The 12,520-nt window shown below is 68.1% G+C and carries 11 protein-coding genes; 8 read left to right on the top strand and 3 right to left on the bottom strand.

Annotated elements, in window-relative coordinates; translation table 11 throughout:
* Positions 1–16: 16 nt before the first annotated feature.
* Positions 17–649, bottom strand: coding sequence for a glutathione S-transferase family protein (locus H7V21_RS00975; RefSeq protein WP_188054793.1), 633 nt, complete (start codon positions 647–649; stop codon positions 17–19).
* Positions 650–746: 97 nt separating this feature from the next.
* Between H7V21_RS00975 and H7V21_RS00970 the strand changes: the two genes are divergently transcribed.
* The 4 genes from H7V21_RS00970 to H7V21_RS00955 are packed head-to-tail and all read left to right on the top strand — an operon-like array spanning position 747 to position 3,665.
* Positions 747–1,259, top strand: coding sequence for a GNAT family N-acetyltransferase (locus H7V21_RS00970; protein WP_188054792.1), 513 nt, complete (start codon positions 747–749; stop codon positions 1,257–1,259).
* Between the two features lie 53 nt (positions 1,260–1,312).
* A complete protein-coding gene (locus tag H7V21_RS00965; RefSeq protein ID WP_188054791.1) occupies positions 1,313–1,876 on the top strand; it encodes a DUF1285 domain-containing protein in 564 nt (187 codons plus the stop codon).
* Entirely contained in the window at positions 1,873–2,466 is a 594-nt protein-coding gene (locus H7V21_RS00960) for a CoA pyrophosphatase (protein WP_188054790.1), read from the top strand. The genes H7V21_RS00965 and H7V21_RS00960 overlap by 4 nt, the downstream gene beginning before the upstream one ends.
* Positions 2,454–3,665, top strand: a complete 1,212-nt coding sequence (locus H7V21_RS00955; protein WP_188054789.1) for a CCA tRNA nucleotidyltransferase — start codon at positions 2,454–2,456, stop codon at positions 3,663–3,665. The genes H7V21_RS00960 and H7V21_RS00955 overlap by 13 nt, the downstream gene beginning before the upstream one ends.
* On the opposite strand, the gene H7V21_RS00950 is transcribed toward H7V21_RS00955, so the two are convergent.
* The gene (locus H7V21_RS00950; protein ID WP_188056281.1) at positions 3,647–5,359 is read right to left on the bottom strand and encodes a bifunctional diguanylate cyclase/phosphodiesterase; all 1,713 of its coding nucleotides are present in this window, start codon (positions 5,357–5,359) and stop codon (positions 3,647–3,649) included. The two genes, H7V21_RS00955 and H7V21_RS00950, sit on opposite strands and share 19 nt — an antisense overlap.
* 77 nt (positions 5,360–5,436) lie before the next feature.
* Entirely contained in the window at positions 5,437–7,677 is a 2,241-nt protein-coding gene (gene parC / locus H7V21_RS00945; protein WP_188054788.1) for a DNA topoisomerase IV subunit A, read from the bottom strand.
* A 176-nt stretch (positions 7,678–7,853) separates the two neighbouring features.
* On the opposite strand from parC, the gene H7V21_RS00940 reads away from it, so the two are divergent.
* The 4 genes from H7V21_RS00940 (at position 7,854) to H7V21_RS00925 (ending at position 12,488) form a co-directional block, all read left to right on the top strand.
* Entirely contained in the window at positions 7,854–8,762 is a 909-nt protein-coding gene (locus tag H7V21_RS00940; RefSeq protein WP_188054787.1) for a hypothetical protein, read from the top strand.
* 128 nt (positions 8,763–8,890) lie between these two features.
* On the top strand, positions 8,891–9,670 hold the full coding sequence (purC, locus tag H7V21_RS00935) for a phosphoribosylaminoimidazolesuccinocarboxamide synthase (protein ID WP_188054786.1): 780 nt from the start codon (positions 8,891–8,893) through the stop codon (positions 9,668–9,670).
* A gap of 119 nt (positions 9,671–9,789) precedes the next feature.
* Positions 9,790–11,085, top strand: coding sequence for a transferrin-binding protein-like solute binding protein (locus H7V21_RS00930; RefSeq protein ID WP_188054785.1), 1,296 nt, complete (start codon positions 9,790–9,792; stop codon positions 11,083–11,085).
* Positions 11,085–12,488, top strand: coding sequence for a surface lipoprotein assembly modifier (locus tag H7V21_RS00925; protein ID WP_188054784.1), 1,404 nt, complete (start codon positions 11,085–11,087; stop codon positions 12,486–12,488). Before H7V21_RS00930 ends, H7V21_RS00925 begins: the two co-directional genes overlap by 1 nt.
* Positions 12,489–12,520: the final 32 nt, after the last annotated feature.

Here is a 12,520-nt window from a genome sequence, read left to right as displayed (position 1 = left end):
GGCGAAAGCCCGCCGCTCAGGCCGCGGCGCTCGGCCGCGCCGATGCCGCCGCGTGCCAGCGCAGCACATTGGCATGGCGTTCGGGCACCTGCAGTTTCACTGCCTTGGCGAAATCGAGCGTCACCAGCGCAGTGATGTCGGCAAAAGTGAAGCGCTCGCCGGTCACCCATTCGCGATCCGCGAGCTGCTGGTCGAATGCCTCCAGAAAGCCGGTCCACATGATCGTTCCGCGGGTCGCGAGTTCGGGGATCTGCGGCACCATGCCGAAATTGCCCACGATCGCGCGGCCCTCGAGCGCGGGCAGCGTGTTGCGGAAGACATAGGCGACCGCTGCATAGCCGTCGCCTTCGATCCGCCGGGTCCAGCTTTCGATCCGGCCGATCTCGACCGGGGTCGTGCCGAACAGCGGCGGCTCGGGCTGCACCGCTTCGAAATAGCGGCAGATCGCACTCGATTCGCACAGCACCTGCCCGTCGTCGAGCTCGAGCGCCGGCACCGCGCCGCGCGGGTTGATCTCGAGATAGGAATCGCGCAATTGCTCGCCGCTGCGCAGGTCGATCGTCTCGCGGGGCACCTCGATTCCCTTTTCGGCCAGAAAGATGCGGACCCGGCGGGGGCTGGGCGCCCATTCGGCGTCATAGAGTTTCATCGTGGGCCTGCTCCGATTCAGCCTTGCGTCATATTGCATCAAGGCTAAAGCGCGCGGCCCCGCACGTCCACCGGGGCGCAGCGAAAGGAAAGCCGCGTTGCTCGATCTCGTGCCGCTCGAAACCGTCGCACCCGCCGCCGTAGAGGCGCTGCTGGATCGCGCGTTCGGCCGCGACCGGCACGGCCGCACCGCCTACCGCATCCGCGAGGGGATGGACTGGCTCGCTCCGCTCAGCTTCGCCGCGCGGCTCGCCGACGGGACGCTGGCGGGCACGCTGCAAAGCTGGCCGGTGGCGCTCGCCTGCGATTCGGGCGCGCGCTTGCCGCTGGTGATGGTCGGCCCCGTCGCGGTCGAACCCGCGCTGCAGCAGGAAGGCATCGGCCGCGCGCTGATGCGCGCGATGCTCGCTGCGGCCGACCGCACCGCCGCCGATCCGCAGATGCTGATCGGCGATCCCGAATATTACGGCCGCTTTTTCGGCTTCTCGGCCGAGCGCACCGGCGCCTGGCGCCTCCCCGGCCCGTTCGAGCCGCACCGGCTGCTCGCGCGCGGCGCCGCCGTGCCCGAGTGCCCCGGCCTGCTGGGCCCCCGCATCCTGCAGACCGTCTGACAGACTTTCTGACAGGCTTTGCGCTTCCGCGCGCGCGCGCCTACCTGCGTGCCATGCCCGCACCGACCCCGCCCGACTTCGCCAACCTCTCGCTCGCCGACATCGCCCGTCTTGCGGAGGAGAACAAGCTGCCGCCCGTCGAGCAGTGGAACCCGGACCATTGCGGCGACAGCGAGATGCGGATCGGCCGCGACGGCACCTGGTATCATCAGGGATCGCCGATCGGCCGCCCGGCGATGGTCCGGCTGTTCTCCACCATCCTCCGCCGCGAGCCCGACGGGCGCCATGTCCTGGTCACGCCGGTCGAAAAGCTCGACATCGAAGTGGAGGATGCCGCCTTCACTGCGGTCGAGCTGAAGCGCGAAGGCGCCGGCGCGGCGATGAAGCTCGCCTTTCGGCTCAACACCGGCGACGTCGTCGCTGCCGGCGCGGACAATGCGCTGCGCTTCGAGGCGCGCGACGATGGCCCCCGCCCCTATCTCCACGTCCGCCGCGGGCTGGAGGCGCTGATCGCCCGCCCGGTCTATTACGAACTCGCCGAGATCGCCCTCGCGAACGGCAGCGAGCCGCCGGGCGTGTGGAGCAATGGCGCCTTCTTCCCGCTGGAGCCCGCATGAAGCTCGCCGATCGCCTGCGCGTCGCGCTCGCCGCCGCCGACCGCGACCATCCCGTGCTGCTGACCGGCGACTTTCGCGACGAGGACCCGGCCGTCGCCGCCTATCCGGCGGCGGTGCTCGTCGCCGTCACCGACGGGCCCCAGCCGGGCGTGATTCTCACGCGCCGCACCGAGACTCTGCGCACCCATGCCGGCCAGGTCGCCTTTCCCGGCGGCCGGATCGATGCCGACGAGGATGCGATCGCCGCCGCGCTGCGCGAGGCGCAGGAGGAGATCGGCCTCGATCCGAACCGAGTCGAAGTGATCGGCACTGCCGATCGCTATCGCACCGTCACTGGCTTCGAAGTCACACCGGTGCTTTCGGTCGTGCCGCCCGGACTGGATCTCACCCCGCACGAGGCCGAAGTGGCGGAGGTCTTCGAAGTTCCGCTCTCCTTCCTGCTCGACGAAGCCAATCACAAGGAAGGCTCGCTCGAATGGCAGGGTCGCGAGCGCTGGTATTTCGAGATTCACTGGGAAGGCCGCCGGATCTGGGGCGCGACCGCGGCGATGGTCGTCAATCTCTCGCGGCGGCTGCGATGGACCGCATAACGCTTCCCGATGGCGAATGGCGGCACCGCCCGGGGCTCGACCGGCTGGCGGAAGTGCTCGGTGCGCGCGACGACAGGGCGCGGCTGGTCGGCGGTGCGGTCCGCGACACGCTCCTGCGCCTGCCGGTCCACGACATCGACATCGCGACACGGCACGCGCCCGAACAGGTGCTCGCGCTGCTGAAGGCGGCGGGGATTCGCGCGGTTCCGACCGGGCTCGCGCACGGCACCATCACTGCGGTGCTGGAAAGCGGTCCCGTCGAAGTGACCACGCTGCGCCGCGATGTCGCGACCGACGGCCGCCACGCCACCGTCGCGTTCACCGATGCGTGGGAAGAGGATGCCGCACGGCGCGACTTCACGATGAACGCGCTTTATGCCGATCCGGCGAGCGGCACGATCTTCGACTATTTCGACGGGCTCGCCGATCTCGATGCGCGGCGCGTGCGGTTCATCGGCGATCCCTATCGCCGGATTGCGGAGGATCATCTGCGTATCCTGCGCTTCTTCCGGTTTCTCGCCCGCTTCGGCGACGCGCCCGATCCCGAGGGGCTCGCTGCCTGCGCGGCGCGCGCGAACGACCTGATGGCGCTCAGCCGCGAACGGATCGCCGAAGAGCTGCTGAAGCTGCTGGTGGCGCGGGACGCGGTGCGCGTGGTGTCGCTGATGATCGAACACGGCATTTTTCGGCCGGTGCTGCCGGAAATCACTGCGGCTGGCGTCGCACGGCTCGAACGCTGTGCCGACTCCGAGGCCGCCGCGGAGATATCTCCCGATCCGATCCGCCGGCTTGCGGCGCTGCTGCCGGACGATCCGAAACTGGCGGAGGGCATCGCCACGCGGCTCAAGCTGTCGAAGGCACATCGAAACCGGCTTACAAGCGCGGTCGTCCCCGATCTCATGGAGTCGCCCTATCGGGCCGCCTATCTCCTCGGTCGCGAGGGAGCGATTGACCGGATGCTGGTGCACGTCGCCGAGCCGACGGATGCGGTGATCGCAGCGCGGCACCTGTCGCACTGGGAGGTTCCCCGCTTGCCGCTTACCGGCGGCGCGCTCATCGCGCGCGGATTGAGCAAGGGGCCCGACGTCGCGCGCACGCTGCGCCGGGTGGAGGATCGCTGGATCGACGAGGGGTTCCCGGACGCAGCGCGTGTCAGCGAAATCGCCGACGCGGAAGTGGCTCAGGCGTTGCGTTCCTGAAGCAACGCATAGGCGTCACCGGCTTCGAGCGGCCGGGCATAGAGAAAGCCCTGCCCATAGTTGCAGCCCAGCGCCGCCAGCGTCTGTCCCAGTTCGTTGGTCTCGATCCCCTCGGCGGTGGTCTCCATCCCCAGCGCATGTGCCAGGCTCAGGATCGCGCGGACGATCGCCACCTTGTCGCGGTCGGCGAGCATTCCGGAAACGAAGCTGCGGTCGATCTTGAGCAGGTCGATCGGCAGCCGCTGGAGATAGGCGAGGTTCGAATAGCCGGTGCCGAAATCATCCATCGCCAGCGTGGTGCCGAGATCCTTCAACGCCTTCATCGTCTGCGCGATTCGATCGGGATCGGTGACGATCGCGCTTTCGGTCAGCTCGAGCGTCAGCCGCGTGCCCGACACGCCGTGCGTGTCGAGCGCCGCCTTCACCATCGGCGCGATCTGGTCGCGCTGCAGCTGGATCGCCGACAGGTTCACCGCCACCTTCACGCCGCAATCGCCTCCCGCCGTCGCGTCCCATTCGGCCAGCGTCCGCGCGGCTTCCTCCATCGCCCAGCGACCGAGCGGAACGATCAGCCCCGATTCCTCCGCTACCGGGATGAACTCGCTGGGTGAAAGCCGTACGCCCTGCTCGTTCGTCCAGCGCGCCAGCGCCTCGAACGAGACGATCCGGCCGCTGGCCAGATCGCAGATCGGCTGGAAGCTCAGCGTCAGCTTGCCGCTGTCGATCGCACGGCGCAGCTCGGTTTCCATCCCGAATTGTTCGCGCGCAATGTCGAACGTGCGGGCCTGATAAATTTCGGTGCGCCCGCTCTTCTTGGATCGCTTCACGGCGAACTGCGCGTGCCGGATCAGATCCTCGGGGTCCTCGATGTCGTGCGATCCCAGCGCCACGCCGATCGAACATTCCACTCGGATCTCGAAATCGGAAAGCCGGAACGGATTCGCCAGCGCGGCATGGATGCGCTTGGCGACGTGCAGCGCGTCCCCCGGCCCGTCGTCGAGCGTCAGCAGGATGCCGAATTCGTCGCCGCCCATCCGCGCCAGCACGTCGCGGCCGCGCAGCGCACCCTTCAGCCGCCGCGCGAGCGAGATCAGCAGCTCGTCGCCCGCCAGCGCGCCCATGCAGGCATTGACTCGGCTGAACCGGTCGAGGTTGACTGCGAGCACAGCATAGCCTTCGATCGCATCCGCCCCGACGGCATTCTCCAGCATGTCGCTGAAGCCCGCGCGATTCGGCAGTCCTGTCAGGCTGTCGGTCATCATCTCGCGGCGCAAACTGTGCTCGGTCCGCAGCTCGGCGGTCTGATCCACCAGCGTCACCAGGCACCGCAGGGCGGACCGCCTGCCCGCGCGCCGCGCGAACATCACCCGGAAATAGCGGCAGTCGACTTCGTCGCCGAACTGCCAGGCGAATTCGAGATGAGTCTCGTCCGATTCAAGAAAGCCTCGAATGCGCGAGCCGAGCAGCCGGATCACCGGCGATTCCGCCGCCACGGTGCCGAGACCGGCCATCCGGAACGGCCGGTTCACGGCCTCGAACGCGAAACGATCCCCGTTCAGATCGACGAGCGCTGCCGGAACGGGCAGCAAATCGAGCACGATCGAGCTCGCCTGCGGACCGAACGGCGGCGCCTCCGCAGCCGGAGTGTCCGGCACGGATCGAGAAGTCGCAAGGCGTGCTTTTCGGGACACCATCATCGATGGCGCTACCGGACATTGGTTAAGAGCTGCTGAAGCAAGCAAAAACTCGGCGAGGCGAGAACCCTATCGTCTCAGAACCGATTGTCCCTCGGGAAACCCTGCGGCGGCATTCTCCCGGCAGCGCCACGCGCCGCGCGCCACGGCGTCAGATCGGTCTCGGTGCGAATGCGTCCCTGCTCGCCGCCCATCCGCCAGCGCAGCCCGTCTTCCATGCGAAAAGCCGTGACGTCGGCCAGCCCGCCTTCGCGATAGCGCTGGAGCTGCACACCCTGCCCGCGCGCCAGTTCGGCGACTTCGGACAGCGGGAAGACCAGCAGCTTGCGGTTGTCGCCGATCACGGCGACCGCATCGTCCTCCGGCGCCAGCGGCCGCACGACCTGAAGCGCCGCGCCCGCCCGCGGCGTGACCACCTGCTTGCCCTTGCGCGTTTCGGCGAGCACGTCGCCGGTCTTCACGACGAACCCGCGTCCGTCGCTCGCCGCCACCAGCAGCCGCTCGGCCGCGCTTGCCGGCAAGAGCCCGACGATGTTCCGCTCGCCTTCCAGGTCGATCATCAGCCGCACCGGCTCGCCGAAGCCGCGCCCACCCGGCAGCTTGTCCGCTGCCAGCGTATAGAACCGGCCAGTGTCGGCGGCGAGCAGCAGCTTATCGGTCGTCTGCGCATGAAAGGCGAACAGCGGCCCGTCGCCTTCCTTGAACTTCAGCGTCTCGGCGGCGGAAAGCTCCACATGCCCCCTCATCGCGCGGATCCAGCCGCGCTGCGAGAGGATCACCGTGATCGGCTCACGCTCGATCATCGCTTCGAGCGGAATGTCGCGCGCGGGCGCCGCTTCCTCGACCACGGTGCGCCGGCGGCCGAGCTCGGTCTCGAGGCCGTAGCGTTCGCGCATCTTGCCGAAATCGCGCTTCAGCCGCGTGCGCTGCCGCGCCTCGGAACCGAGCAGCTGTTCCAGCTCGCCCTTTTCCTTCTCCAGCCCCTCGCGCTCCCGGCGCAGTTCCATCTCCTCGAGCCGCCGAAGGCTGCGCAGCCGCATGTTGAGGATCGCCTCGGCCTGCCGGTCGGTCAGCGCGAACTCGGCGATCATCACCGGCTTGGGCTCGTCCTCGGTACGGATGATCTCGATCACTCGGTCGAGATTGAGGAACGCGATCAGATAGCCGTCGAGCAGCTCGATCCGATCGCCGATCTTCGCCAGCCGATGCTCGGAACGCCGGCGCAGCACGACGAACTGATGCTCGACCCATGCGGCGAGCGCCTCGCGCAGGCCCATCACCCGCGGCGTGTGGTTCTTGTCGAGCACATTGAGGTTGAGCGGCACCCGCGTCTCGAGCTCGGAAAGGCGGAACAGCCCGTCCATCAGCGTGCCCGGATCGACGGTGCGGCTGCGCGGCTCGAGCACGATGCGGATGTCCTTGGCGCTCTCGTCGCGCACATCGGCCAGGATCGGCAGCTTCTTGTCGTTGATCAGCGCGGCGATGGCCTCGATCAGCTTGCCCTTGGAGACGCCGTAGGGGATCTCGGTGACCACCGTGACCCAGGTGCCGCGGCCCAGATCCTCCTGATGCCATTTCGCCCGCACGCGGAACGATCCGCGGCCGCTGGCATAGGCCTCGGCGATCGCCGCGGGCGAATCGGCGACGATCCCGCCGGTCGGGAAATCCGGGCCCTTCACATGTTCGAGCACCACGCCATCGTCGGCATGCGGAGTGTCGATCAGCGCGATCGCCGCGCTCAGCAGCTCGGCGGCGTTGTGCGGCGGGACCGAGGTCGCCATGCCCACCGCGATCCCCTGCGCGCCGTTCGCCAGCAGATTGGGGAACGGCCCGGGAAACAGCTCGGGCTCCTGTTCCTCGCCGTTATAGGTCGGGCGGAAGTCGGCGGCGTCCTCGTCCAGCCCTTCCATCAGGTCGATCGCGACCTGGGTCAGCCGTGCCTCGGTGTAGCGATAGGCGGCGGCGTTATCGCCGTCGATGTTGCCGAAATTCCCCTGCCCGTCGACCAGCGGGTAGCGCAGCGCGAAGGTCTGCGCGAGCCGGACCATCGCGTCATAGACCGATGCGTCGCCGTGCGGATGATATTTGCCGATCACGTCGCCGACCACGCGCGCGCACTTCTTGTATCCGCTCGCCGGATCGAGCCGCAGCAGCCGCATCGCCCACAGCAGGCGGCGATGGACGGGCTTCAGCCCGTCGCGCACGTCCGGCAGCGACCGCGCGGTGATCGTCGACAGCGCATAGACGAGGTAACGCTCGGAAAGCGCGCTGTCGAAGGGGACGTCCGTGGGTTCGGGAGGAACGAGATCGAGGGCCATCGCGCGGCGATAGCGGGGCACCCCGTGCGGCTGCAACCGCGAAGGCACTCGGCGGGCCGCCGGGGCGGCCGCAATACGCAAGTCACAATCGTTCCCGAAACGGAACAGTCGAGGCGTGCCGGAGTTGGGAATTAACCAAATCTTCGCTATTCGGCAGCCTGGACAGGGAGGGCTCGATGCGAATCGAGGCAAGGTTTGCGGCACTTGCTGCGCTGATGTTGCTCGGCGGATGCGATCCGATCGGCGGAGATCGAGACGAAACCGAGACGGCGGCGCCCGATTTCGCGTCGCGCGAGGCTGCGGCCGCCTTTGCGGCCACCGGCAGCCCCTTCGATTATCGCTATGCCTTCCGCCTGCCCGGCGATCGCGTGAAGCCCGTTCTGGAAAGCAATGCCGACGCCTGCGACCGGCTGGGCGAGCAGCGCTGTCGCGTGCTTGCGGTGCGCTATCGCGTCAAGGATGCGAGCAGAGTCACCGCGGTGCTCACGGTCAAGATCGATCCGGCGATCGCCCGCGCCTTTGGCGATGCCGTCACCGAAGCGGTGGCAAGCGCCGACGGGCAGCTCGTCGATACCGAAATCGCAGGCGGCGAATTGACCGCGCGGCGCACCGCGTCGTTGACCGATCGGCTGCAACAGGCGCTCGAAGAGGCCGAGCAGCGCCCGGGGCCGGAGGCCGCCGCCCGCGCCGATCGCATCCGGGCGGCGCTGGCGACGATTTCCGAGGTTCAGGACGGCCGTACCGAATCCTACGCGACCGCTCCGGTGCTCATCACCTATGAATCGAGCAATGCGCTGACGCCGCTCGGCTCGACTCCCGACGCCAGCTTCCGCAACGCCGGCGAGACGCTCGAGAAATCGGTGGCGGGCGTGGTTCAGCTGCTGGCCGGGATCGGCCCATGGCTGGTGCTGATGATCGTCATCGTGTTCCTGCTGCGGCTGGTGATCCACAGCACCAGCCGTCCGCGCACCGAGGGCGAGGATCCGGTGCCCAACGCCGTGCCGGTGCAGGATCGCGACTCCGGCGACGATCGCAATCTCATCCAGCGCTGGTTCGCCCGCGACGAGGACGACGACGAGCGATAGACCGCCCCGCTTTCTGCACGGCGGCTGATTGCGCCCCGCCGGTCCTTTGGCTATAGCCGCAAGCCTTCGCCCCGGCACGAGCGCGTGACCCGCGCCGCCGGGGCAGCGCATTTCAGGGGACCCGTCGCATGCCGCGCCGCCGCCAGATTTACGAAGGCAAGGCCAAGATCCTGTACGAGGGTCCCGAACCGGGCACGCTGATCCAGTATTTCAAGGACGATGCCACTGCGTTCAACGCGCAGAAGAAGGGCACGATCAACGGCAAGGGCGTGCTCAACAATCGCATCAGCGAGCATGTCTTCACGCTGCTGGGCGGGATCGGCATTCCGACTCACTTCATCCGCCGTCTCAACATGCGCGAGCAGCTCATTCGCCAGGTCGAGATCATCCCGATCGAAGTCGTGGTGCGCAATGTCGTCGCCGGCAGCCTCGCCACCCGCCTCGGCATCGAGGAAGGGTCGCAGCTGCCGCGCACGATCATCGAATATTATTACAAGGACGATGCGCTCAACGATCCGATGGTGACCGACGAGCATATCCTCGCCTTCGGCTGGGCGGCGCAGGAGGAATTGCACGACATCGCCGACATGGCGATCCGGGTGAATGATTTCCTCTCGGGCCTGTTCGCCGGCATCGGCATCCGTCTGGTCGACTTCAAGCTCGAATTCGGCCGCATCTGGGACAATGACTATCCGCGCGTGATCCTCGCCGACGAAATCAGCCCCGACGGCTGTCGCCTGTGGGACATGGCGACCAACGAAAAGCTCGACAAGGATCGGTTCCGCCGCGATCTCGGCGGCGAAGTCGAAGCCTATCAGGAAGTCGCCCGCCGGCTCGGGCTGCTGCCGGAGGGCGCGGATTCGGCAGTGCTCGACCTCGAATCGCACCGCAAGCGCCGGGGCCGCTGAGCCGGCCCCGCTCCGGCGTCCGATATCGTCCGAAAGGCAGCGCGGCGCGGCCCGCTTAAAAGGCTTCTTAACCATCGCACCGGTAGTTCTGCGGCGATACGCAGCAGAGGAACTTCGCGATGCGCTCGATCCGGAACTATGTCGTCCTCGCCGGCGGGCTCACGCTCGCGGCCTGTGGCGGCGACACGTCGCCGCAGACGGTCGGCAGCGTCGCCCCGCCCTCGGGCGGTGGCACCCCTGCTCCCACGGACAGCTACAGCCAGTTCGTGAACCCCGTCGAGGCGCGCAGCTACACCGGCATCGGCGGCGTCCAGGTCTATGAATATACCACCGATTCGCGAAACTGCTGCGATCAGCAGGGCCAGATCTATTCGGGCGAGGCGAGCACCGTCCGCAACAGCGAGATCGCGGTCGCCTATGATCCGCGCTCGGCGATCTTCACCCTCACGATCAACGATCCCAAGAGCGGCGCCGCGGCCGGCACCCGCTTCCAGGATCCGGCGGCACGCACCAACTTCGGCGGAGCGCAGCAGCCGCAGTGGGGCGTCCCCAATCTGAACGGACTTCCCGCCGGCGCGGCCGCGAACCCCGACGTCCAGTATCTCCAGGCCGGCGACGGCGATCCACGCGCACCCTATAGCTGGAGCGGCACCGGCTTCGTCGATCCGGGCGACAACGACACCGCGCCGAACGGCGAGGTCGGCTCGAGCTACACCTCGACGACGCTCTTCTACGAAAAGCCGGGCACCAATACCCGCTATGTCAGCCTGGCCGGCTATGTCCGCAATGCGCTGGGGTTCGAGGAAGTCACGGTCGGCGGCACCACGATCAAGCAGACGCGCTGGCATCTCGAGCGCGGCGCCTTCGCCTATGGCGTGCAGACCAGCAATGGCGCCGTCCCGACCAGCGGCAGCGGCAGCTACAGCGGCAACATGCTCGCGACGATGGTCTATAACCCCACTTTCGACGGCGACATGGGCGCCGTTCTCCCCACCTATTTCCAGTGGCTCTCGGGTCGCTCGAACGTCAGCGTGAACTTCGCCACGGGCAACCTCACGCTCTCGCTGGCCGGTATCGTCCTCGATCCGTATTACGACCATGAAACCGGGCCGCAGACCGCTTTCGTCACGGCCGGCAGCAGCTTCACCGGCAGCGGCACCGCGCGGATCGATCTCGCCGGCACCGGCGGGTTCATCGGCTCGTTCGCCGATGGCGGAAATTTCGTCTTCACCGCGCCGGCCGGCTTCACCTTTGCGAACGGCGCGCGCGAGATCAGCGTGAACGTCGCCGGATCGAGCATCGACGGCGCCTTCTTCGGCCCCAATGGCGAGGAAATCGGCGGCGGCTTCCGCGTCGTCGGCGGCATCCCCGATCAGCGCGTCGACATATTGGGTGCGTTCACGGGCAAGCGCTGATGCGTCTCCCCCGGCTCGCCGGGGCGGCGCTGCTGCTGGTGGCGCCGCTCGCCGCCGCCCTGCCCGCCAAGGCGCAGTCGCAGTCGCAGGCCCATGGGCAGGCGCAGTCGCAGGCGCTGATCGACCAGTGCGCCGCGTCCACCTGCGTCGCGCGGCTCACGCCCGCTCAACTTCTCGCCGAGGCACAGCGGCTCGTCCTGGCGGGCCGCACCGAAGAGGCGCGGCCGATGCTCCAGGCGCTCGCCCATGTCCCGGCGCTGCGGCTCGAAACGCGCTTCCTCACTGGAATCGCCGCATCCGCCGCAGGCGATCACGCCGCCGCCGCCGAACAGTATCGCGCGATCCTGGCCGACGACCCGAGCCAGACCCGCGTGCGGCTCGAGCTCGCCCGCGCCATGCTGGCGATGGGCAAGACCGCGAGCGCCGACCGCCAGTTCCGCATCGCCGCGCAGGACCAGGATCTGCCGCCCGACGTCGCCCGCACGATCCGCGCGGTACGCGACGTGATCCGCCAGCAGCGCGGCTGGCGCTTCGACGTCGATTTCGCGCTCGTGCCCGACAGCAACATCAACAACGCCACCGATGCAGAGCGGATCAACATCCTCTTCGGCGACACGCCGATCCCGCTCACGCTCGACGACGAGGCGCGCGCCCGTTCGGGCACCGGCCAGAGCGCGGTCATATCCGCCGGGCTGCGCCTGCCGGTCGCCGAGGGCACGCTGATGCTCGTCGATCTCGACAGCAGCGGCACCAATTTTTCGGGCGAATCCTACGACGATTATCTCGTCCAGCTCGCCGCCGGCCCCGAATTCCGTCTCTCCTCCGCCGCCAGCGTTTCGGTGCAGGCGGTCGGCGCCCAGCGCTGGTACGGCGGCGATCTCGTCAGCCGTCAGGCGGGCGTGAAGACCGGCTTCCAGGCCCGGCTCAGCAACCGCGAACAGATCGGCCTCCAGCTCGACGCGCGGCACACCGAGGCCCGCTTCGACGATGCCTATAGCGGCTGGCAGATCGGCGCCTATGCCACCTATGAGCGTGCGGTCGCGCGCGCGATCGTCGTGTCCGGAGGCGTGTTCGGACGGCGCGATTCGCTGGGTGCGGAGACCTATTCGAGCACCGAACTCGGCGTGATCGCCGGCGTCGGCGGCGAACTGGCGCATGGCATCAGCTTCGGCCTGTCGGGCACGGTCAGCCGCGCCGAATATGATGCGCCGATGGCCTTCTTCTCGCCCGATCCGCGCGAGGACTGGCGCTACACCGCGCGCGCCACATTGGGCAATCGCAAGATCCGGCTGCTCGGCTTCTCGCCCCAGCTCAGCGCCAGCTACACCCGCACCGATTCCTCGCTCCCCTATTTCGCCAACGATCGGCTGCGCTTCCGCATCGGAGTGGCGCGCTACTTCTGATCCCCTTGCGGGCGGCGCGCGGCGGGGCCATA

Origin of the sequence: Sphingosinithalassobacter sp. CS137 (genome assembly GCF_014334115.1) — a bacterium.
Lineage (GTDB): Bacteria > Pseudomonadota > Alphaproteobacteria > Sphingomonadales > Sphingomonadaceae > Sphingomonas.
This window is presented reverse-complemented; position numbering and strand designations above follow the sequence as displayed.